The organism is Sporosarcina cascadiensis, assembly GCF_009650995.1.
GTDB lineage: Bacteria > Bacillota > Bacilli > Bacillales_A > Planococcaceae > Sporosarcina > Sporosarcina cascadiensis.
In genome coordinates, this window is record NZ_WHVV01000003.1 from 171,297 (window position 1) to 192,569 (window position 21,273).

The following is a 21,273-nucleotide window of genomic DNA, read 5'->3' on the forward strand; positions in this document are numbered from 1 at the left end:
AATATGGTTTAATGTCGGTATAACCATTGTTTTCATCTCCTCTTTAGTGGGGGGGTTAGGGAAGTTCTGTGATTGGTACTCTCCTATACCCTGAAAACAATGGTTTCTTTGCGTTTCGGTCTATCTATTTAATATAATAGGCACCAAAAAAAATACCTGTACGAAGTATTCCAAGTTGTTTGAAATTCGATTGCTCAAACAATTGGTGTACTTTTATACAGGCACCCTTAGATTACGTAACTCGTTGTTTTCTCATCCATTGCGTTGCGACCCATTTTTCTCCTTCAATAACGGGTGCACCGCCGTGTAAAGTTAAATCATTCAGCATTTGGTTGCTGTAGAAATACTCGAAGTAGACGGCCATGCCTTTTCGGGGCGTGACAGAAAACTTCAGAAGCGGGAAGAAGGTTTCTCCGCCTTGTTCCACGTCATTTAAGTAAATCACCAGCGTGCTGATTCGATTATTTGCTACGTTACTTTCAAGTGAAAAGAAATCATGATGCGCTCTGTACTGCTGACCGGGAGTATACCGGAGGATCTGAAGTCCTTCTCCGTGTTCGGCAGGTACATCCATAATTGTGGAAATCCGCTTCTTAATTCTTGCGATCATCAGGTTTTCACTTTCTTCTATAAACATACTGCTGCTTGTTCTCAGCTCATTTTCCTCATGTGTTGTTCCTATTTTTGAACGGGTTACTTTATCTGCTGCCAGTCGGATGAGCTCATCACACTCTTCCTCACTTAACACATTGTCTAAAACGATGATTAATGGCTCTTCGATTTTTGCGACTATGTCAATCTCTCGATCAGTCATGATTTTTTTGCCTGCATGATGAAATATCGTTTGCTCTTTATTCTCCGCTATCAACTTCGAACACCTCTTTAACTGTGTGATTTTCAAAACCAAAACGCTTTTTGTAATGGGTTACAGCTAATAACGGGTACTTTTTAAATTTCACACTTCCTTTTGGAATTAAATTCAATTTATTGTAGCATGCTGAATCAGAAAACGTGAAATTTGAATGTCTAATAGAAAAATGGTAATTACTCTCTGCAATTCAAGTATTCATGTTTGTTTCGTACACAGGTACCCTTGAATTGACTGAATTGAGTCAATATACTTCACCTTTGATTTCAGTGGCAAATACATATAAAATAAACTACTGTACATGATTTTTTTGCAGAAAGAAGTATGGACGGACATAAAGAATAAATGTTTTAGTGGAGGGTCTTTATGAATTATAGAGTTATGAACAAACAAGTATTTGATCAAGCACAGCTGCGGTCGGTTTCAGATGTGCCGTTTACAGAAGAAGAACTTCAAAATGGTATGAAGCTGGCAGTATCCAAGGAAGATGCTGAACTAGCGCTTTACTTGGTAGAAGTGGACGGGCAGAAGAAATTCGAAGTGCGCTGGGATGATTCGCAGGAGTTTTTCACCGGCTGGTATTCCGCCTGGGAAAACTTCACATGGTGCCTAAGTATTGCAGGCAGCTGATTTACAGACAACTGCGCGCAACGTATTACTTATATAGTTTCAATAAGAGTCTCCGCCGGTTGCAAACTGGCGGAGTTTTTGCGTTTTTAGATGACAGATAACATAGCAAGTACTTTACACATAGACGTTTTGCCCCCCGCCATAAGAACGGTTTTGTAAATACGGTCTTTTCTCATCTGCAGTTTTCGCTATAATCAAATCAAAATGGTAGTGGCAAAGGAGACAGAGCGATGAAAAAACTGTTGTACGGGTTATTTTGTTCATTCGCAGTGCTGGCAGGCTGCTCAGCGAAAGAAGAGCCCCAAGTGCAGGCGGACAGCCAGGAGCAAACACAGAAAAAGGATGAGGTGCAATCGCAAACAGTTGAGACTGATGCGGACGATTTTGAACTGACAGAACCTGAGTACTATGAGATCGAAGGCGTTGACCGCCCCTTGACCGACGCAGAGAAGGATCTGCTTCGGAAACCGGGAATCTACAGCGGAGAGAACTATGATGAAGAAAAAGTGAATGAAGCAATGGATCAGTGGCCGGATGGGTTGACAGTAGAGGAGTATTTGAATGAAATGCTGCACTTAGTCGGGGAAGATTATTATGAAGGGATGAAGACGTTTCTGACGTTTGATACGTCAGTGGAAGTCGATCATACAAAACCGGATGAACAAGTAAATCAGCCTGCATTGAAAACGGCGCATTATGCAATCTTGATTGATGCGAGCGGCAGCATGAGGGCAACGGCCGGCAGCAAGACCCGAATGGAGTCCGCAAAGGATGCGGTCCTGGATTTTGCCAAACAGATTCCCGAAGATGCGACGATGTCGATGCGTGTATACGGGCATAAGGGTTCGGGTAATCAGGCAGATAAACAGCTTTCATGCACAAGCACAGAAAACTTCTACAGCGGAAAGTTTGAAGATACGGCATTTCGGGAAGCGCTCAGCAAAGTACAACCGGCCGGCTGGACACCGATCGGGCTTGTCCTGGAAACTGTAAAAGAGGATATTCCGGAAGATGCAGAAGAAGTCGTCGTGTATGTGGTGAGTGACGGCATTGAAACATGCGGCGGCGATCCGGTGAAGGCTGCGGGAGATCTCGTTGCCGGGAATATACAGACGGTCGTCAATATTATTGGCTATGATGTGGATAATGAAGGACAGACATTGCTTAAGAAAGTGGCGGATGCAGGAAACGGGGAATTTATTTATGTTAATTCTGAAAAAGAATTAAGGAAGTATATGAGAAAACAATACGAAGAAATCCAGAAGCAGTGGCTGGAGTGGAAGGAGACCGGCAAAAAAGACGCAATAGATCAAAAAGAGAACCTTAAGGAACTTTCTATGAATACGAAAGAGGCTCTTCAGAAACAATCCATGCAGGAAAAAGAACGGTTGAAGGCAGCGCGTGCTTATTTACGAACGAAATATACAGACTATGACCATCCTGTCATCCAGTTATCGAATTATTTGATAGAAGACCAGCATAAGAAATATAACTATATTACGCAGACAGGTAATGAACTCTATAATGAAAGTGTGACAAATGGCCATAAAACATACAATGAAGTAATAAATGAAGGTCAAGAGAAATATAATGAGGCGGCTACGAAAAAACATCAGCAATAGACATGTAATATACACTCCGGAGATCAGAGGATATTTGATCTTCGGAGTGTTTTTAACTGTTTTAGAAAAAACAAATTGACTATCTTTTCTGAACAACATATAGTTAGGTAACGCCAAAAATGCATATGGTCTTACCAAACGAATCGCTTTGCACAGTCGCAACGGCTATAGCGTAATTCAACTATTATGACAGGAGGATGGTCTATGAATAAGAAATATCTGAAAGAGTTTATGACGTTTCCAGACATCACCATCATGCTGATTCTCTTTCTGCCGCTTATGGCCTATACTTTTTTACATGCTCTCTCCATTGGCATCTGGATTGCTTTTATTATAGGGATGGCTACGTATGCGCTGAGTGAGTATGTCATTCACCGATTTTTATTTCATATGAAAACACCGGAAAATCCTTTTTTACTAAAATGGATAAAGCGCTTACACTTTGATCACCATGCTGATCCGGATGACTTGAAGCTGCTGTTCCTGCCGATTTGGTTCAGTCTGCCCGGCTTCTCGATCTATGCCGCCATTTTCTTCCTCATCACAAACAGTTTTCAATTAACACTTGCTTACCTTGCTGGAATCATCATCTACTTTTTATTCTATGAATGGAAGCATTACATCGCACACCGGCCGGTCCAGCCGCGCACAGCCAGGGGAAGGAAGATTAAGAAAGCTCATCTCTGGCATCATTTTAAAAATGAAAACTATTGGTTCGGCGTGACACATACTGCTGTAGATAAAACGTTCGGTACGTACAAAAATCAGAAACTAGTGGAAAAAAGCGAGACGGCTAAAAATTTAGAGAAGCGTGTATGAACGGGTAAAAGGAGATTTTGCAATGAATCGAACAACCATAGTTGAAAAGAAACTGATTAAGGCCATTCTGCAGGGAGATTATCCGGCAGGAAGTCAAATGGAGACGGAAAGAGAATTGGCTATGAAATATGAAATAGGGCGTCCTGCGGTCCGGGAAGTTCTGCAGCGCTTAAGCCACGGCGGCTGGCTGACGCTGAAAAAAGGGCATCGTGCTGTTGTCAATGACTATTGGTACGGGGGAAACAGCACGACGATTGTGGACATTATCGAGTATTTTGATCAAGTGCCCGATGCGTTCGTTCTCTACTTTCTGGAAATGCGCATTGCACTGACACCCCAGTATGTGAAAAGGGCGGTACAGCTCAATCATCCTAAAGTGGTTGGACTGCTGTCGGAAGTCGATGAACTGCCAGATACGCCGGAAGCATTTGCATTATATGACTGGAAGATGCAAAAGGAGCTGGCCAGATTATCGGGGAATCCTATTTTCTCGCTTGTGCTCAATAGTTTTGAACCCGCATATGTAAAAATTGCATGGAAGTATTTTGATGATTCTTTTCGCCGGGAAGCATCAGTAAGCTATTATCAGAAATTATTAGATGCCGCCTTAAAAGGAGATAATCAGCAGGCCGAAAAGCTGGCGCATACCATGATGGAGAAAAGCTATGCGTTATGGGAAGGCCAGTTATCTCCTCAAGAAAAGATCGGTGTGAAGTTTAAATTCGATGACATAGAGTAAGAAGGAGATGAGAGAGATTAACAGACTGCCCGCACTTTATTGGTTGATTTTGCTCGCTGTAACAGTCTTCCTACTGCCTGCTGCTGAGATAAGCGCGGATTCGGCAGAGGATTCCGTCACCATCCTTTTTACGCATGATCTGCACGATAACTACCTTCCTTTTGAGGTCGAAAGGGAGCAAGGGAAAATGACAGTCGGCGGTTATGCCCGATTATACAGCGCGATTCAGGAACAAAGAGAAAAGGACCCGGATGCTATTTTAGTAGATGCCGGAGATTTGTCGATGGGAACATTATTTCAAACCATTTATATCACAGACGCGCCGGGTTTAACCATGATGGGACAAATGGGTTATGACGCAATCACATTTGGTAATCATGAGTTTGACTTTAGGGCGGAAGGGCTGGCGGGAAGCCTGCGCGCTGCGAAAGGCAGTGGAGAAAAACTTCCCCCTATCGTCTCTTCCAATATGAGATTCCCTAAAGACAAGAATGGAAATACAGACGCCGGCGTTCAGACGTTACAAGAGGCGGTGGACGCGTACGGTGTAAAGGAGTATATGGTCATCGAGCGTAAAGGAATCCGAATCGGCATACTTGGCTTGATGGGAGAAGAGGCCGCCGGCAATGCACCTATGTCGGGTGTATCGTTTGATGATGCGGTGGAAAGTGCTAAATCAACGGTCGCTGCGTTGAAGAAAGATCAGGATGTGGACTTGGTGATTGCTCTTTCGCATTCCGGTACTTCGCTTGACCCGTCCCGTTCGGAAGATGAAATCCTGATGAAAAAAGTACCGGACATCGATGTCGTTATTAGCGGTCATAGCCATACCGCTTTTGAAGAACCGATCATTGCAGGGGACTCGATTTTAGGTTCAGCGGGCGAGTATGGGGAAAATCTGGGTGTGCTGAATATTTCACAAAATGAAAACGGCAAATGGAAAGTGAATCATTATGAATTACGCAAAATTGACGACTCACTGCCTTCGGATCCTGACATTTCCCTAATGATTGAGGAGTATAAACAGGTAGTTCAAGAGAATTATCTGCGTGACTTTGGGATGGAATTCGATGAGGTTCTCGCCTACTCGCCCTTTGATTTCACTTCATTTTCAAAGTTAGGGTTTGATCAGGGAGAAGAGCCGATCGGAAACTTGATTGGCGACTCTTTTATTCATATGATCCAGAAAATAGAAGGAAGCGAGTATGAGCCTGTTGCAGCGGCCGTCGTTCCGGTGGGGACGATCAGGGATTCATTCAGCAAGGGGGATATTACGGCTTCCCAAGTTTTCAATGTGAATTCATTGGGCATCGGACCGGATGGAGTTTCGGGTTATCCTCTGCTGGATATCTATTTAACCGGGAAAGAATTGAAGACGGTTGCGGAAGTCGATGCCTCGATCACGCCGCTTATGAACACGGTTCAACTGTATATCGCCGGGTTAAGTTATACGTTTAACACCAATCGTTTCATTTTCAATAAAGTGACGGACATTGATTTGCAGTCTTTTGACGGCGCGAAGGAAGAAATCGATGATAAGAAGCTTTATCGTGTCGTCGGGGGTCTGTATTCCGTTCAAATGCTTCCTTTTGTCAATGAAAAGTCGTTTGGAATCCTGCCCGTCGTGCCGAAGAATGAAGACGGCACGCCTGTCGAGAATTTTGAAGACCGGATCATTTATATGAATGATCACCAGGAAGTGAAGGAATGGTATGCGATTGCGAATTATCTTTCGTCTTTTGAAAAAATAGACGGAGCAGCACAAGTGCCGGATTATTATGAGAAAACCCAGAGCAGGAAAATGGTGGAGCACGATGCGAATGTTTTGGCGATACTAAAAAATCCGAATGGCATCATCTTATCAGCATACGGTATCTTACTGGCTTTCATTGGCATTTTGGTGCTGATTATTGTTTTTGTTGTAAAAAGGAGAAGACGCAGTCTGGGGAAGGGTACTGTCCGGTGAATTCTGTGTAAGCCAGAGCAACACTTTTTATATAGTTTTAACGATGATTTTATCGCTGCGAGTATTTACTGTGAAAGTCGGGTAAATAGGATATAGATGAGGATGGTTGTTCTTCAGAGGACAGAACAGAGCGTTGCTGTGTCCTTAAATATGTCTGTAACTAATCGATATCATAACGGAATAGACGAATAGAATGAGAGGAGAATGTAAAATGAAAATTTCACCAAACCAATCTGCGTTTAGGATCCCTCAGAATCAAAAGCCAGGAGATGAAAAACAGCAGGCTGTGAAGAAAAGTGAGTCAGCCGCCAATAAACCGATCGATCAGTATATACCGACGGAAAAGGTTCAAAACGCCGGATATGAGAAACCTGTATTTAAAGCGGACACAACGACTATCGAACGACTGAAAGCAGAAAGTGAAAAAGCATTTGAACAGCTGCGGAATTTAGTTCGTGATCTGCTGGAAAGACAAGGAATCAGTATGGAAGATGCAGTCAGCGGAGAAAAAGAGGTTATCACGGACGAGCAGACGCGAACGGAAGCACAGAATGCGATCAGACCGGGCGGAGCACACAGTCCAGAAATGGTCAGTGACCGACTCGTTGAATTCGCCAATGCGGTTTCCGGCGGAGACAGAAGTAAGTTTGAACTGCTGAAGAATGCGATTGAGGAAGGATTCAGCGAGGCAAAGAAAGCGCTGGGCGGGGAACTTCCAGAAATTTCTCAGAAAACCTATGAACTTGCGATGGAAAAGCTGAATAAGTGGAAAGATGAAGTATAATATAGGTAATTATTTTTGGGTCTGATGAAATTCATATATGTATAAGAATAACCCGCCGGTCAACCCGCCGGGTGGATTTCATTTCAAAGGGGGAGTTTTGATGGGGTTTTTTGATTCACTGCTGGGTAATGCATCGACAATGGATGTGAAGAAGGTAGAGAAGGATCTGGCATCCATTTTAATTGCTGATGAAGAAGTGAAGGCTGCGTTTAAGATATTCCGTGATCTGATGGTTTTTACGGAAAAGCGCCTAATTCTGGTCGATAAGCAAGGGGTGACTGGAAAGAAGATTGAATATCACACCATTCCGTATAAGAGCATTGCTCATTTCAGTGTGGAAACTGCTGGTACTTTTGATTTGGATGCAGAATTAAAAATTTGGGTGTCGAGTGCAGCGGAACCGCTGGTGAATAAGCAGTTCAAGAAGGACAGCAGCATTTACGACATCCAAAAGATCTTAGCGGCTGTTTGTTTATAAGATTTGCAGAAAGCACCTATGTGAGAAGCATGGAAATCGAATCCTTTCTTACACGGGTGCTTTTAAATAAGTGATATTTTGGAAAGTAATCTACCTTTTTTAAAGGGCAGTGGAAGTGAAAGAAATAGCCATTCCTATACCGGCATATTTTAATCAAAATAGGGAAAAGATAAAGAACAGCTTGTGAAACGCTGGAAAGGAGATGAGCCGTATGGGTATGCATCATTATTTTAAAAGCTTGTCAGATCTGGAGCAAATAATCCGATGTCCGGGAAAGTTTAAATATCAGGAGCATTCTGTGGCCAGCCATTCATTTAAAGTGGCGAAAATTTCTCAATTTCTTGGGACGGTCGAAGAACGATCCGGGCAGGAAGTGGATTGGAGATCCTTATATGAAAAGGCGCTGAATCATGATTACGCGGAACTTTTCACCGGCGATATCAAGACGCCTGTAAAGTATGCTTCGAAAGAGCTGAAGCAGCTGTTCAGTGAAGTGGAAGAAGAAATGACCAGAAACTTTGTGGAAAAGGAAATCCCGTCTGAATATCAGGAGATTTATTTGGAACGATTTAAAGAAGGCAAAGATGAGACGCTGGAAGGTCGTATTTTAGCCGTTGCGGATAAAATTGACTTGCTGTATGAATCATTCGGTGAGATTCAAAAAGGAAATCCCGAGCCGCTGTTTTTAGAAATTTACGAAGAAGCATTGCGGACAATCCTGCTGTATCAAGATATGAACTGCGTAGAATATTTCATGGAAAATATTATTACGGATATGCTCAGTGAACAATTTACCGAGCATGAAGAGTTGAATGACATTACAGTGTGGATCATAGGGGAATGCAGAAAGTAAAAGATGTCCAATAAGAAAATCAGAGTGGAATACAGTTATTCCGCTCTGATGCCGAAACATATTCTGCCATTTACATCTCGATGATAAAAGGAAGAATCATCGGTCTTCTCTTCGTTCGTTCAAATAATAATTTCTCCACTGAACTCTTCACATTTTGTCTAATTACGTTTCGTTTGCTGCCATTTGTGTCCAGTAAGTTATTTACTGTCGTCGTGACAGCGTCATTTACTTCTTTAATCAGTTCCTGGGCATCCCGCTGATAAACAAAACCGCGTGAAATGGTGTCAGGTTCAGAAACTAGCTGACCGTCTGTTTTGCTCACTGTAATCAGAATTACCAGCATGCCTTCTTCCGACAGAACCCGCCGGTCGCGCAATACCACACTCCCGACATCCCCGACACCCAGTCCGTCTACAAATACACGGCCGGCATGGACCTTACGTGTCTGGACTGCTTGATCCGCATCTATATCCACTACATCACCGTTAGAAATAATAAAAATATTTTCTGACTCCACACCTACAGATTCCGCTAGTTGTTTATGTTTATAGAGCATCCGGTGTTCTCCATGAATCGGAATGAAATACTTCGGTTTCATCAGTGTCAGCATGAGCTTGAGCTCTTCCTGATTAGCATGTCCCGACACATGCATGCCCGTCGCCGAGCCTGAGCCATAAATCACATTGGCTTTCAGCTGATATAAATTATCGATAATACGTGACACATTCTTTTCGTTTCCCGGAATCGGGGACGATGCGAAAATCACCGTGTCATCAGGGAGTACTTTCACCTGTCTGAAATTCGAACTGGATAGACGCGACAAAGCGGCCATTGGTTCTCCCTGGCTGCCTGTACATAAAATAGCAACCTTTTCGGGACTCAACTTGCCTGTTTCGTATGGCTCGATCAGCATGCCGTCGGGAATATTCAAATGTCCGAGTTCTGAAGCGACATTCACCACATTATTCATACTTCTGCCGAGCAATGCCAGTTTTCTTCCTGTCTTTTGTGCCGCATCGATGACCTGCTGAACACGGTGTACGTTGGATGCGAAAGTAGAAATAAATACTTTATTACGCGCTTTCCGAAACTCCTCTTCAATATGTCCGCCGACCGTTATTTCAGAGGGATTAAACCCGGGACGCTCCGCATTGGTGCTTTCAGACAGTAATGCCAGCACGCCTCTTTCGCCGATCTGCGCCATCTTATGAATATCGGGCGTTTCATTATTGACTGGTGTCAAATCAAATTTAAAATCACCTGTATGGACGACAGTTCCGACGGGTGTATGAAAGACAACCCCTACGCAGTCGGGAATACTATGGTTCGTTTTAAAAAACGTCACCTCCACATTTCCAAAGACCAATTTTGATTCTGCATGGACGATTGTCATGTCGGTACTGCGGAGCAGGCCGTGTTCTTTCAATTTACTATTGATTAATCCTGCGGTTAAGGCGGTTGCATAAACAGGGATATTCAGCTGTTTTAAAAAATAGGCGATGCCGCCGATATGATCCTCGTGTCCATGGGTAATCAGCAATGCTCTGATTTTGTCCTGGTTTTGCTTTAAATAGCTGATGTCCTGAATGATCAAATCAATTCCCAGCAGGTTTTCGTCGGGAAACATAGAACCGCAGTCAATGACGAACAGATCCTCTTCATATTGCAGCACATACATATTTTTCCCTATTTCATTGATCCCGCCTAATGCAAAAATGGATACGGTGTTTTTGAGAATAGTCATCATAAGATCTCCTTTACATGATAAGCTTCATGTAAGTATGCCCTTTGAAACCTAATTTATTTTGTTGCCGGTGAATCTTGTGAAATAACCTTTACTTTTGATGTGTTACTAGAGAGCGTTTAGGGAACTTAAGAAATGGGAGGGATTAGTATGATAAATGAAATAGACAGGAAGCATTTAACCAGGTGTATTGAATTAGCAGAGAAGGCTTTGGAAAACGGGGACGAGCCGTTTGGATCGATTTTGGTCTCGGCAGAAGGAGAGGTGCTGGCCGAAGATCGCAACCGTGTGGGAGGAGGCGATCCGACGCAGCACCCGGAGTTTGCACTGGCACGCTGGGCAGCTGAAAATATGCCGGCAAATGAAAGAGAAAAGGCTACAGTCTATACTTCCGGTGAGCACTGTCCGATGTGTTCGGCTGCACACGGCTTCACGGGTCTCGGTAAGATTGTCTATGCGAGCTCGTCCGGTCAGCTGTCCGAATGGATGAGTGAAATGGGTGTTGCACCTTCAAGTGTGAGAACCTTGTCAATCCAGGAAATTGTGCCGGATCTGCCAGTGGAAGGCCCGGTTCCTGAGTTGGCGGAGCAGGTGCGCGAACTGCATCGCAGGTTTCATTCGAAAAATCAGTAAGACGCTCTGAGAGGCCAGGAGGGAGAGGAGACAATTTTGGCTTTTTCCTCAGTCGGAATTTGGTCCGTACACTCGATTGCTGATGTCTTCCACCCTTCTGCTGTCCACCCGTTTTCCTAAGGTTGTTTTCCAATTGACAGCCAGCTCATGAACTCCCGCGAGTGTCGCTGCTTCTTCAAAATTTTCCCGGTCGATGTGCATAATAAAATTGCATCTGTCAATCGTCCATTCAGGATGCGGACGTTCAAGTAATCGTAATGTCTGTCCTGCTTCAATATAGCCTTTCTGCAATACACGGTAATACCAGCCGGTGCGTCCGGTGTTCTGAAGAAGCAGCGCCAATTCTTTTACCCGGAATCTGCGCGCCGGTTTCCAGCAAGGCTGGCGGGGCTGGGAAACTTGGATAATCGCCTCCCCGATCGCAAACGTATCGCCAATAGCGATGTCTGTTTCGAGCAAGCGGGCTGTTGAGAAATTCTCTCCCATTCCGCCAGGCTTTATATCCTGATTGCCAAGTTCCTTCTGCCAAACGGAATAATGCTCCGACGGGTAGGAAAATACAGCTTTTTCAGGTCCGCCGTGATGTCTCAGGTCTGCCTGTTCATCGCCTGTCAGATTGGTCTGCGTCAACCAAACAGGACCGGACACGGGCTCTTTAAGAATAGATGTGCTCCATTCCCGGTCCATCGGCTGTTCTGCACCGGCTGCTCCAAATACTTTCGGTCTGCCGGCAAAAAGAGTTTCCACAGTTGGTGATTTTCCTGCAGGTTTGTTGTTCATGGCTATCATCCATCCTCTCTGCTTTCATGTTCAAGTGATCGAACTGAACAATCAACCTGGGCCTCATCGATGTGCCGCGGAAAGAAAGCATATATAATATGTTAATTATTCCATTCCCCTGTTGTATGTACAAGGATTTTGGCAGTATTCGGTTTAAGTCGGCAGTGCCGCATTATGTATTTCCCTCAATCGCTACTCGATGACAGAAGTGTGCCGATGCTGCTGGTGGATTCATTCAGCGGGTCATTCCCCGGAGCATATTTCATTGTTAAGGGAGCAGGGGTGGCTGCTGACTTCAATGAGCTGGCCATGCCGGATCATGGCTGATTCGTATATAATGAAAGACTTTCCTGCTTTATTATCTGGAGTCTGCTTTTTTGAAAAATGACCGTTTTCCCTTCTTATGCATACTTGAGGGACAAAGTGAAATACTAAGTCTGTCAGAATTTTAATTTGCGGGAGGGGAAGTACTTGGCGAAAAATCCAGGCCCAAGTTGGAAAAAGAATCATCCGGGCACTTTTTTCAGTAATTCAGTTGAAAAGGCAGACCGTGCAGTGAAACAGGCGATGTCCCATCCGGAAGAAATGGCAATTGAGCATGCGTTCAATTCGATAGAAACTGCTGAGAATGCATACACGAATGCAGAGCAGTTTAATGTGCATTTGGATAATGTTCAGCAGCATAAAGATCAGTTGGATTCACTCAAGCAGCAGTTGAATGAAACCCATAAGAAAATGGGTGAGTAGTGAAAATCTCTTTTAATACTATTGCATCTGCTCTTCACTGTTTCAGTGGACAGCGGATGCTTTTTTGTCATGCTGCTTAGATCAGGAAAGAACTTTCTAAGATTTTTTGAAACTTTTATAGGGGTCTCCCGTCTGTACGCTGAATGAATTACAGACTTGCATAAAAGGGAGAGAGTAAACACATGAAAAACAAAATAATAGCGCTAGTTGGCGCTTTACTGCTCGCATGCAGTCTGCCTTTATCCGGCGCGTCTGCCGCTGCACAGCCATTTTCAGATGTACCGCCGGCGAAGCACTTCGCAGAAGCAGTCAATGACTTAGCAGCACGCAAAATTATAGGGGGCTATCCGGACGGCACATTCAAACCGGGAAACTCGATCACGCGCGGACAGGCGGCAGCCATTATCGCAAAAATGATTAAATTAGATACAGCAAGCGTCAAGAATCCCGGCTTTAAGGATGTTTCGACATCGAACGGGTTCTACAAAGCGATTGCCGCGATGGCGGAAAAAGGAATTATCGGCGGTTATCCGGACGGCAGTTATAAGCCGAACGATCCGATCAACCGTAAGAATATGGCGGCGATACTGGTTGAGGCGTTTGATTTGCCTCGTGATGCGGATGTGAAAAATCCATTCAAGGATCCAAGCGGTATCACAAGTGACGTGCTCATTATCTACAAACTGGGCATTACAACCGGTACGAGTCCGACTGCATTCAGTCCGAATGCGTTCATCACAAGAGGTCAGGCGGCGAAAATGCTGAAGGCAACAGAAGAAGTGAATATTACGAACGTAGTAACGCTCGAACCAAGTGATCTGGGGTGGGATACTATCTATTTCGTTAATGAATCAGGGAAAGAAGCAGGTCTTGCATCTGAAGTGTTTAAAGCTGTCTTTATTAAAGGAAAAGAAGGCTATACGAAAGACAAAGTGCAGTTAATACCTCAAAAAGAAGGGAAAGGGGCAGTTGTTCTTGGTGGAACATCATCGGGAGAACTGGCAGCAAAGCATCGTAAATACTATGTCTATAGTAAAAAGGTTGATAATGAACTCAAGCTGACATTGGAAGAAACGAACGATATACGCACGACGCCCGTAATCATCGATTCACAGGACAATCCAATCCAGAATATCGCCCTTTCCACAATGGACGGAAAGAAGTTGACTGAAAGTGCGGAAACTTCCACATGTGAAACTATCTTTCATTGCATCGATATTGAAGAAGCAGGGCAGTATATTGCAAACGTGCGGTATACAGACGGAGCTGAAGTTCGCTATGGAATTGAAGCGAAAGCAGAGAATGACAGCTTTCAATATCTAACCAGAAGAGTGAAAGAACAACCAACTGCTGTATTGAAAATAGATGAGACATATGACATTGGCAAACATAAACTTTATCCGGAGAATCAAGAGCAGATTGCAGCCGTGACAAGGGATCCCGGCACAAACACTTTCCGGATAACCGGAAAGAAAGAGGGCAGGATCGAAATTGATTTCGAAAAACCTAACTTTGATGAAGAACATTATGAAGTGTGCAATACTCCCGGTGACTGCGGAAGCCATGTGTTCACCGGGGCCTATGTATTGGTAGAGCAGATCGGTTCGATTATAGGTGTCTACGCAGGGAAGTTTTATTCGGATTACTGATAGTATGACATAAAAAGTACCGGCCTCTGTATGATCAGAAGCTGGTACTTTTTTATAGAATTCGGTCAGCAGGCACTACCCGCGTTTGAACCGACTTCCCTTCGAACGTGATTTAACTTTCTTCAACTGCTCTTCTATTTTCTTTTCCATCACTTCGGTTTCCTGCCTGTTAATCACCAGTTCCGTAATTTTATCACTGACCAAAGTGATCGTTACATAGACGCCTTCTTTTGCGCCTTCCGGCAAGGCGGTGACATCCGCAATGAATTCTTCGCCTGTATCCTCCACAAGCAGGACGGCAAAGCGTCCGTCTTCCATGCGGTCAATGTATCCGATTTCTCTCCGCTCCATTTTTCACCCTCCTGTACAGGCTGCGCCTTCAGCGAGGATATCTGCAATCCTGCCGGGCCCGATACCTTTTATTCTGCTCAAATCTTCTACACTTGCAAACGGCCGTAATTCTATCAGATCCTTTGCTCTGGCAGGTCCGATATGTGTAATATTCATCAGTTCCTCATACGAAGCACTGTTGACATCGATACAGTCGGCCGAGGGAGCTGCTTGATTTTCTGCAGGTTTCTCCACAGGTTTTTCTTCCGGTGTGCCTGCAGGTTCATCTCTCGTACTATCATCTTTAACTGTCCCGACTGTATACGTACTTCCGTCTGTCACGACGACAATCGAGCCGTGTACAGATGTCTCATAGATGTCGATGCCTTTCGCCTTTACCCGTGAGACGACTTCCTCATGCGGATGATCGTACTGACTGTCTTCTCCAGCTGAAATAATCGCGACTTTTGGATCGACTGCCTCTAAAAATGGCAGGGAAGTGGATGTTTTGGAGCCGTGATGCCCGAGCTGCAGGAAATCCGCTTTCAGGTCGTATCCACTGTCGATCATTTTCTGTTCGGTCTGGACTTCAGCGTCTCCTGTGAACAAAAAGGACACATCACCGTACGTCAGTTTCATTGAAAGGGACCCTTCATGCACGTCACCGTTGATTTCATTTGGGTTAAAGATTTCGATCACCATTGGGCCGACATCGAATACATCGCCTGCACGAGGTTCGTAATAGCCGGTGTCGTTCAGTTCGATTGCATCCAGCACGCGGCTGAATACTTTGGAGTTGGCGGTGTCTCCGGAAAGCCAGACTTCATCCGTTTCGATCTGTTCAATGATTTTATCGATCTGCCCGATATGGTCGGCGTGCGGATGGGTGCCCGCTATAATATCGAGATGTTCTACATGCTGTTCGCGTAAATAACTCACTACGTCAGTCGAGTTCCAGTTTCCCGCATCAATCAATATCCTGAATTGCTCACCGTTTTCAGAGAAAGACAACAGTGCGGCGTCTGCCTGGCCCGCATTGATGTAATGAACGGTCAACTCCTCCAAGTCATCGCTTGACTGTAAGGGAGAAGCATCCTTTTCAATTTCTGTTTCCTCTGCCTTGGGCAAAGGAGCGGTTTCACTGCCGCCGATCTGTCCGACCGGCATGGGTTCGCTTTGTTCTTTCTTCGCTTGATCTGCTGCATCTTCGATTTTTTCCTGCACAGGATTGCCTGTACTGCAGCCCCACAGCAATAAAATCAGAAGGAATGATGCCCATAACCTGTTTTTCACTCTGCATCCTCCTATTTAAAAGATAGCTATATTATAGCAGTTTGCAAATTTTTATTGGGAAAGAGGGGGTACGGGGCCATCTTTTTTGATTATCACACGTTTTTCACTCATCAATTCACTGACAGTTCCGAGACGATAGCCTTGTTCAGTAATTTGTGTAATCATGGCTCCTATTCCTTCCGCTACGGGTTTCGTTGGATGCATTAATATCATCGAGCCATTCTCTACTTGAGTTACTACTCTGTTCACCATCACAGAAGTAGCGGGCTTTTTCCAATCAACTGTGTCCACTGTCCATAAAACTGTATGCATTCCGAGCTGACTGGCGACTTCAACAGTCTGCTGATTAAAACTGCCGCTGGGCGGACCGAACCACTTTGGCGATTCGATTCCAAGTGTTTTACTAATGATATCATTTGTCCTTTTTAATTCTTCGCTCGTTTCAACTTCCGATTTTCGCTGCAAATCGGGATGACTGTATGCATGGTTGCCAATTTCATGACCGTCCTTAAAAATCATTTTTGCCAAATCAGGATTATTTCTTACCCAGCTTCCGTCAAAGAAAAAGGAGACTTTCGTTTTATTTTCCTTCAGTACATCCAAAATTTCAGGAATAAATTCATTGCCCCATGCAACATTAATTAAGAAGGCCACCATTGGCTTATCCGGGTTTCCTTTGAAAATAGGATGGGGTCCTAAATCTTCCAAATGAACAGCAGGCGAAGTTTCCTTATAGACTACTTTTGATTTGTCCATTTTGCCATTAGCTTTCATAATTTTATGACTGGCTTCTATATCTACTTCCAATCCATTATAGCCGGGAATGGCCTTCCAGACTCGGTCGACTTTTGCGTCAACCGCAGGTATATGATGTTCTTGACTAAATGATTCTAGCTCGATGGTCAGCGGGTCTTTACCAGTTTTTGATGCGGAGGCAGTATTCGTTAATTCAGCATCTACTTCAAAATACTTTGTGGAAAAACCTAAGAATAGTATCCCCATACAAATGAAAATTGAAATCAGCCTTAGATGTTTCACTTTTCCAACTCCTTTATTCGTAAATGTATTACTGATTAGTATTTCCTGCACTTGAATTAGTATGCTTTCACGGTATCAGCATTTTTATTAAGCAGACAAAAGCAGTACGGAATGCGATTTTTAACTAATCTGTATTACTTTATAAAAGAGTTCTAGCTGTTACTTATCTCGAAAAATCAAGTGTGCTATAGTAATCAGTAAGAAATTGATTCAAACTGCATTTCCTTCAAAACGTCTCTCGTTAAATGGTATTTCAGGTTGGTTTGTCACTTCCGGTCTACTGCTTGATGAAGGGGTGTTTTTTTCTTTGAAGTAAGTTTGGAGTTTTGGAACTTTTAAGTGGGAGTATATGTGATGAATAAATTTGATGTAGCAGATCTATTAAAAAGACGGTTGAAAAAAGACGGAAAGCTGGTGGGGGTTGCCGCCGGAAATGGAATGACGGCCAAATATGCGGAGGAAGGCGGTGCTGATTTTATATTGGCGTTAAGCTCAGGGCGTTTTCGGCAAATGGGAGTTAGTTCATTGACTGGTTTTCTTCCGTATGCAAACAGCAACGAGATCGTAATGGAATTCGCATCGAAAGAACTGATTCCAAGGATAAATGATATCCCTATTTGTTTTGGTTTATGTGCTACAGATCCAACTATTCAGTTGGACAACTATATTGAATTCATTAAGAGCAGAGGATTTGCCGGCATTAATAATTTTCCGAGCGTCGGACTGTTTGATGGCATTTTCGGGGAATCGCTGGAGGAGCAGGGGATTTCATATGCTCTTGAGGTAGAAGCCATACGGATAGCAAGTGAAAAAGAGTTGTTTACCGTAGCATTTGTATTCAATGAGGAGCAGGCGGTATCGATGATCAACGCAGGTGCAGATGTTATTTGTGTACATTTGGGTTTGACCCAGGGCGGTACTTTAGGAGCCAAAAACATTTTATCTCTGCAGTCTGCCAAAAAGTTGGCTGTGAAAATTTTTGACCGCTGCGATGAACTGAACACGAATATTATTAAAATGGTCTACGGAGGCCCGGTCAATAAACCGGTAGATGTTCAATTTATGTATGATGGCACCAATATTATGGGATATATCGGAGGTTCTGTTTTTGAACGGATTGCCACAGAGCAAATGTTAATCGAGATTACAAAATCATTTAAGCAGACCAATGATTTTCATTACGATGAATTGATTAGGAAAGTGATGAACGGGATAGGAAATCACGAAGATTATATTGATTTTATAAAGAAATATATCAGTTTGAATTATATGAATGAAATCACACTGAATGAGATTGTAGAAATATTGAATCTGTCCCGATCCTATGTAAGTACCCTATTTAAGAAAGAGGTCGGCATTTCATTCACGCAGTACTTGATTGAATACCGCCTGAATCGAGCACTGGAAATAATAGAGCTGGAAAATCTGCCGCTGAATAGAGTGGCAGAAATGACAGGCTATCAGGATTATTCTCAGTTCAGCAAAATCTTCAAAAAGTATAAAGGTATATCACCTAAAGAAATGTTAGATAAAAAACGAAACGACAACTAACCCTAACATAAAGACATGCCAATTTCCTTATGAAAGCGCTATTATTGAAATAGTAAGAATTATAGAGTTTTCTAGATCGTTTATTTTGTAAAATAAACTGAAAGAGGAGTGTTTTCATGGTGAAAACAATTGCTTTAGCCGGAACTTTTGATTCTAAAGGGAAAGAGTTTTTATTTGTTAAAGAACTAATCGAATCGTTGGGTGCTCGTACATTTACTATTCATACAGGTGTATTTGACGCGGAGTTTGAACCGGATGTGTCGAATGCCAGAGTAGCAGAGGCAGCGGGTGAAGACATTCAGGAGATTGCCGCTAAAAGAGACCGGGCGAATGCAACGGAAGTACTTGCCAAAGGAATGGAAATTTTGCTGCCGCAATTATATGAAGAAGGAAATTTTGATGGCGTATTGTCGTTTGGGGGTACTGGGGGTTCGTCCATCGTAACGTCTGGAATGAGAGCGCTGCCGATTGGTGTGCCTAAACTGATGGTATCGACCGTTGCTTCAGGAAATACAGAACCTTATATCGGCACGAGCGATATTATTATGATGCCTTCCGTAGTGGATGTTGCCGGTTTAAATATCATTTCAACAAAAATATTTTCCAATGCAGTGTTTGCCATAGTGGGCATGGTGAAATTTGAAAGCAATACCGAAGTGGAAAAAAAGCCGCTTATTGCTGCTTCTATGTTCGGTCTGACAACTCCTTGCATCAATCAGGCGAAAGTCTATCTTGAGGACAAAGGATATGAAGTCCTGATTTTCCATGCTACTGGTATTGGCGGGCGCACGATGGAAAGTCTCATAGCAGATGGCTTCATCGATGGTGTACTGGACGTTACGACAACGGAATGGGCAGATGAACTGGTCGGCGGTGTGCTGGCTGCTGGTCCTCATCGTTTGGAAGCGGCGGCAGCCAGAGGAATACCTCAAGTTGTTTCGGTAGGAGCAATGGATATGGTGAATTTTGGGCCTTTTGCTTCCATTCCAGAAAAATTTGAAGGACGGAATTTCTACAAGCATAATCCGACTGTTACGCTGATGCGGACAACGGCTGAGGAAAACAGGCAAATCGGCGAAGTAATTGCAGAAAAATTAAATATGGCCGAGAAAGATACAGTCTTGTTATTACCGTTAAAAGGATTGTCGGGTCTGGACGTCGAGGGTCAAGCTTTTTATGGGCCAAATGAAAATAAAGTGTTATTTGACACGTTGAAAGAAAAAATAGATCAACAAAAAGTAGAAATCATTGAACTGGATACAGATATAAACAGTCAGGAATTTGCAATAGCTGCTGCTGCACAATTGATCAAACTACTTGAAAAGTAAAGAAAGGAGCAAAAAAACATGTTAACAAAACAAGAAATTCTTAACCGTTTTAAAGCAGAAGTCAATGAAGGTAATATTTTATTGGGAGTAGGCGCAGGGACCGGGGTGACGGCTAAGAGCAGTGAAGCCGGCGGGGCGGATATGCTGATCGTATACAACTCAGGACGTTACCGTATGGCGGGCCGGGGTTCATTAGCCGGGTTATTGTCCTATGGAGATGCAAATCAAATCGTTGTCGAGATGGGGAATGAAGTACTGCCGATCGTAAAAGATACACCTGTGCTTGCGGGAGTAAACGGAACAGATCCATTCCGGGTCATGAGCAGATTCCTGGCACAGCTTAAAGATCAAGGTTTCCACGGAGTTCAGAATTTCCCTACAGTCGGGCTGATTGACGGAACATTCCGTGCCAATCTCGAGGAAACCGGGATGGGGTACGATCTGGAAGTCGAAATGATCCGCTTGGCCAGCGAGTTGGATCTGCTGACCACTCCTTATGTATTTGATGAGGAGCAGGCGAAAAAAATGGCTGAAGCTGGTGCCGATATGCTGGTGGCTCATATGGGGTTAACAACGAAAGGAACGATCGGTGCAAAAACGGCCCTGACTTTAGACGACTGTGTGGAACGCATTCAAGGTATTGTGGACGCTGGTAAGTCAGTCAATCCTGATATTATGGTCATCTGTCACGGTGGACCGATTGCAGAGCCGGAGGATGCGGCTTATGTAATTGAAAGAGTGGATGGGATTGTCGGATTCTTTGGTGCCTCAAGCATTGAACGTTTCGCGGCAGAAAAAGGAATTAAAGAACAATCGGAAAGATTTAAAGATATTAAGAAGAAGTAAAAAGTAAGGTCTCACTTTTATAATATTGGATGCAGAAGCATGCAAATAAAATTTCGGCAGAAGGAGCAGATAACATGAGCCAAGAAAACCAAACGGGAAATTTGCGCTATATTCATCCGGAAGATGTGGAAACTCAGATGTTTGATTGGGGAACATTGAAGTGGTTCAGTGAGCCACGTGTAACGAATGCACAGAAATTCAGCATGGGCATTGTAAATTTAAAACCCGGAAAAGGACATGACCGGCACAATCATCCTGAAGAAGAGGAAGTGCTGTATGTCGTGTCAGGCGAGGGCGAGCAGACAGTAGATGACGGCGCTCCTACTAAAATAACAGCCGGCATGTGTGTGCATATACCGGCTGGGTCTTATCACTCCACGATTAACACAGGATGGGAGACACTGAAGTTAGTTGCCATCTACAGTCCGCACGGTCCTGAGACTGTTCTAAGAGCAGATCCGGCCTGCACAGTACTGAAGCCTGGTGAACTTCCTGAGTTTTAACCTATACAACAGTCTACGGCGCATGACAAATCACAGTCATGCGCTTTTTCGTATGCTGAGGTTCATTAGGGA

General features: G+C 43.7%; 22 protein-coding genes. 16 read left to right on the forward strand and 6 right to left on the reverse strand.

Going from position 1 to position 21,273, the window contains the following annotated elements; all coding sequences use genetic code 11:
* Positions 1-232 precede the first annotated feature (232 nt).
* Positions 233-814 (reverse strand): 2OG-Fe(II) oxygenase, encoded by a 582-nt coding sequence (locus tag GDZ68_RS04760; RefSeq protein ID WP_153721245.1) that lies wholly within the window; start codon positions 812-814, stop codon positions 233-235.
* Positions 815-1,234: 420 nt separating this feature from the next.
* On the opposite strand from GDZ68_RS04760, the gene GDZ68_RS04765 reads away from it, so the two are divergent.
* The 8 genes from GDZ68_RS04765 (at position 1,235) to GDZ68_RS04800 (ending at position 8,759) form a co-directional block, all read left to right on the forward strand.
* Positions 1,235-1,498 carry a hypothetical protein gene (locus GDZ68_RS04765; RefSeq protein ID WP_153721118.1) on the forward strand — a complete coding sequence of 88 codons (264 nt, stop codon included), beginning with the start codon at positions 1,235-1,237 and terminating at the stop codon, positions 1,496-1,498.
* A 230-nt stretch (positions 1,499-1,728) separates the two neighbouring features.
* On the forward strand, positions 1,729-3,120 hold the full coding sequence (locus GDZ68_RS04770) for a vWA domain-containing protein (protein WP_153721119.1): 1,392 nt from the start codon (positions 1,729-1,731) through the stop codon (positions 3,118-3,120).
* Between the two features lie 204 nt (positions 3,121-3,324).
* A complete protein-coding gene (locus tag GDZ68_RS04775; RefSeq protein ID WP_153721120.1) occupies positions 3,325-3,939 on the forward strand; it encodes a sterol desaturase family protein in 615 nt (204 codons plus the stop codon).
* 22 nt (positions 3,940-3,961) lie between these two features.
* The gene (locus GDZ68_RS04780; RefSeq protein ID WP_153721121.1) at positions 3,962-4,678 is read left to right on the forward strand and encodes a GntR family transcriptional regulator; all 717 of its coding nucleotides are present in this window, start codon (positions 3,962-3,964) and stop codon (positions 4,676-4,678) included.
* Between the two features lie 7 nt (positions 4,679-4,685).
* On the forward strand, positions 4,686-6,644 hold the full coding sequence (locus GDZ68_RS04785; RefSeq protein WP_153721122.1) for a bifunctional metallophosphatase/5'-nucleotidase: 1,959 nt from the start codon (positions 4,686-4,688) through the stop codon (positions 6,642-6,644).
* 211 nt (positions 6,645-6,855) lie between these two features.
* A complete protein-coding gene (locus tag GDZ68_RS04790) occupies positions 6,856-7,428 on the forward strand; it encodes a hypothetical protein (protein ID WP_153721123.1) in 573 nt (190 codons plus the stop codon).
* A 100-nt stretch (positions 7,429-7,528) separates the two neighbouring features.
* Complete coding sequence (locus GDZ68_RS04795) at positions 7,529-7,906, forward strand: PH domain-containing protein (RefSeq protein ID WP_153721124.1); 378 nt, start codon at positions 7,529-7,531, stop codon at positions 7,904-7,906.
* A gap of 211 nt (positions 7,907-8,117) precedes the next feature.
* Complete coding sequence (locus tag GDZ68_RS04800; RefSeq protein ID WP_153721125.1) at positions 8,118-8,759, forward strand: HD domain-containing protein; 642 nt, start codon at positions 8,118-8,120, stop codon at positions 8,757-8,759.
* 70 nt (positions 8,760-8,829) lie between these two features.
* On the opposite strand, the gene GDZ68_RS04805 is transcribed toward GDZ68_RS04800, so the two are convergent.
* Positions 8,830-10,503, reverse strand: coding sequence for a ribonuclease J (locus GDZ68_RS04805; RefSeq protein ID WP_153721126.1), 1,674 nt, complete (start codon positions 10,501-10,503; stop codon positions 8,830-8,832).
* A 150-nt stretch (positions 10,504-10,653) separates the two neighbouring features.
* On the opposite strand from GDZ68_RS04805, the gene GDZ68_RS04810 reads away from it, so the two are divergent.
* Positions 10,654-11,136, forward strand: coding sequence for a nucleoside deaminase (locus GDZ68_RS04810; RefSeq protein WP_153721127.1), 483 nt, complete (start codon positions 10,654-10,656; stop codon positions 11,134-11,136).
* A gap of 48 nt (positions 11,137-11,184) precedes the next feature.
* Here the strand turns inward: GDZ68_RS04810 and GDZ68_RS04815 are convergent, their stop codons facing one another.
* Complete coding sequence (locus GDZ68_RS04815; protein WP_153721128.1) at positions 11,185-11,916, reverse strand: MOSC domain-containing protein; 732 nt, start codon at positions 11,914-11,916, stop codon at positions 11,185-11,187.
* Between the two features lie 174 nt (positions 11,917-12,090).
* Here GDZ68_RS04815 and GDZ68_RS04820 point away from each other — a divergent pair, with 174 nt between their 5' ends.
* The 3 genes from GDZ68_RS04820 to GDZ68_RS04830 all read left to right on the forward strand — a co-directional run bounded on the left by GDZ68_RS04820 (position 12,091) and on the right by GDZ68_RS04830 (position 14,312).
* The gene (locus GDZ68_RS04820; protein WP_153721129.1) at positions 12,091-12,243 is read left to right on the forward strand and encodes a hypothetical protein; all 153 of its coding nucleotides are present in this window, start codon (positions 12,091-12,093) and stop codon (positions 12,241-12,243) included.
* A gap of 144 nt (positions 12,244-12,387) precedes the next feature.
* Positions 12,388-12,663 carry a DUF2564 family protein gene (locus tag GDZ68_RS04825; RefSeq protein WP_153721130.1) on the forward strand — a complete coding sequence of 92 codons (276 nt, stop codon included), beginning with the start codon at positions 12,388-12,390 and terminating at the stop codon, positions 12,661-12,663.
* 182 nt (positions 12,664-12,845) lie between these two features.
* Positions 12,846-14,312 carry an S-layer homology domain-containing protein gene (locus tag GDZ68_RS04830; RefSeq protein WP_153721131.1) on the forward strand — a complete coding sequence of 489 codons (1,467 nt, stop codon included), beginning with the start codon at positions 12,846-12,848 and terminating at the stop codon, positions 14,310-14,312.
* Between the two features lie 75 nt (positions 14,313-14,387).
* On the opposite strand, the gene GDZ68_RS04835 is transcribed toward GDZ68_RS04830, so the two are convergent.
* Genes GDZ68_RS04835 through GDZ68_RS04845 form a run of 3 tightly spaced genes read right to left on the reverse strand, consistent with a single transcriptional unit; the run spans position 14,388 to position 16,973 of the window.
* Positions 14,388-14,663 carry a DUF3006 domain-containing protein gene (locus tag GDZ68_RS04835; protein ID WP_153721132.1) on the reverse strand — a complete coding sequence of 92 codons (276 nt, stop codon included), beginning with the start codon at positions 14,661-14,663 and terminating at the stop codon, positions 14,388-14,390.
* A 3-nt stretch (positions 14,664-14,666) separates the two neighbouring features.
* Complete coding sequence (locus GDZ68_RS04840; RefSeq protein WP_228551013.1) at positions 14,667-15,935, reverse strand: MBL fold metallo-hydrolase; 1,269 nt, start codon at positions 15,933-15,935, stop codon at positions 14,667-14,669.
* Positions 15,936-15,986: 51 nt separating this feature from the next.
* Entirely contained in the window at positions 15,987-16,973 is a 987-nt protein-coding gene (locus GDZ68_RS04845) for a polysaccharide deacetylase family protein (protein WP_153721133.1), read from the reverse strand.
* Positions 16,974-17,327: 354 nt separating this feature from the next.
* Here GDZ68_RS04845 and GDZ68_RS04850 point away from each other — a divergent pair, with 354 nt between their 5' ends.
* The 4 genes from GDZ68_RS04850 (at position 17,328) to GDZ68_RS04865 (ending at position 21,201) form a co-directional block, all read left to right on the forward strand.
* Positions 17,328-18,524, forward strand: a complete 1,197-nt coding sequence (locus tag GDZ68_RS04850; RefSeq protein WP_153721134.1) for a phosphoenolpyruvate hydrolase family protein — start codon at positions 17,328-17,330, stop codon at positions 18,522-18,524.
* Positions 18,525-18,643: 119 nt separating this feature from the next.
* Positions 18,644-19,852: a Tm-1-like ATP-binding domain-containing protein gene (locus GDZ68_RS04855; RefSeq protein WP_153721247.1), complete on the forward strand. Its 1,209-nt coding sequence runs from the start codon at positions 18,644-18,646 to the stop codon at positions 19,850-19,852.
* Between the two features lie 18 nt (positions 19,853-19,870).
* Positions 19,871-20,698, forward strand: a complete 828-nt coding sequence (locus tag GDZ68_RS04860) for a phosphoenolpyruvate hydrolase family protein (RefSeq protein ID WP_153721135.1) — start codon at positions 19,871-19,873, stop codon at positions 20,696-20,698.
* A gap of 74 nt (positions 20,699-20,772) precedes the next feature.
* A complete protein-coding gene (locus GDZ68_RS04865) occupies positions 20,773-21,201 on the forward strand; it encodes a cupin domain-containing protein (protein ID WP_153721136.1) in 429 nt (142 codons plus the stop codon).
* Positions 21,202-21,273 lie beyond the last annotated feature (72 nt).

What these genes read in the sequence shown, in the direction of transcription:
- GDZ68_RS04790 (WP_153721123.1), top strand. Translation starts at nt 6,856, where the DNA reads ATGAAAATTTCACCAAACCAATCTGCGTTTAGGATCCCTCAGAATCAA.
- GDZ68_RS04765 (WP_153721118.1), top strand. Translation starts at nt 1,235, where the DNA reads ATGAATTATAGAGTTATGAACAAACAAGTATTTGATCAAGCACAGCTG.
- GDZ68_RS04780 (WP_153721121.1), top strand. Translation starts at nt 3,962, where the DNA reads ATGAATCGAACAACCATAGTTGAAAAGAAACTGATTAAGGCCATTCTG.
- GDZ68_RS04805 (WP_153721126.1), bottom strand. Translation starts at nt 10,503, where the DNA reads ATGACTATTCTCAAAAACACCGTATCCATTTTTGCATTAGGCGGGATC.
- GDZ68_RS04785 (WP_153721122.1), top strand. Translation starts at nt 4,686, where the DNA reads ATGAGAGAGATTAACAGACTGCCCGCACTTTATTGGTTGATTTTGCTC.
- GDZ68_RS04795 (WP_153721124.1), top strand. Translation starts at nt 7,529, where the DNA reads ATGGGGTTTTTTGATTCACTGCTGGGTAATGCATCGACAATGGATGTG.
- GDZ68_RS04835 (WP_153721132.1), bottom strand. Translation starts at nt 14,663, where the DNA reads ATGGAGCGGAGAGAAATCGGATACATTGACCGCATGGAAGACGGACGC.
- GDZ68_RS04815 (WP_153721128.1), bottom strand. Translation starts at nt 11,916, where the DNA reads ATGAACAACAAACCTGCAGGAAAATCACCAACTGTGGAAACTCTTTTT.
- GDZ68_RS04760 (WP_153721245.1), bottom strand. Translation starts at nt 814, where the DNA reads ATGACTGATCGAGAGATTGACATAGTCGCAAAAATCGAAGAGCCATTA.
- GDZ68_RS04770 (WP_153721119.1), top strand. Translation starts at nt 1,729, where the DNA reads ATGAAAAAACTGTTGTACGGGTTATTTTGTTCATTCGCAGTGCTGGCA.
- GDZ68_RS04810 (WP_153721127.1), top strand. Translation starts at nt 10,654, where the DNA reads ATGATAAATGAAATAGACAGGAAGCATTTAACCAGGTGTATTGAATTA.
- GDZ68_RS04800 (WP_153721125.1), top strand. Translation starts at nt 8,118, where the DNA reads ATGGGTATGCATCATTATTTTAAAAGCTTGTCAGATCTGGAGCAAATA.
- GDZ68_RS04865 (WP_153721136.1), top strand. Translation starts at nt 20,773, where the DNA reads ATGAGCCAAGAAAACCAAACGGGAAATTTGCGCTATATTCATCCGGAA.
- GDZ68_RS04860 (WP_153721135.1), top strand. Translation starts at nt 19,871, where the DNA reads ATGTTAACAAAACAAGAAATTCTTAACCGTTTTAAAGCAGAAGTCAAT.
- GDZ68_RS04850 (WP_153721134.1), top strand. Translation starts at nt 17,328, where the DNA reads ATGAATAAATTTGATGTAGCAGATCTATTAAAAAGACGGTTGAAAAAA.
- GDZ68_RS04820 (WP_153721129.1), top strand. Translation starts at nt 12,091, where the DNA reads ATGTATTTCCCTCAATCGCTACTCGATGACAGAAGTGTGCCGATGCTG.
- GDZ68_RS04830 (WP_153721131.1), top strand. Translation starts at nt 12,846, where the DNA reads ATGAAAAACAAAATAATAGCGCTAGTTGGCGCTTTACTGCTCGCATGC.
- GDZ68_RS04775 (WP_153721120.1), top strand. Translation starts at nt 3,325, where the DNA reads ATGAATAAGAAATATCTGAAAGAGTTTATGACGTTTCCAGACATCACC.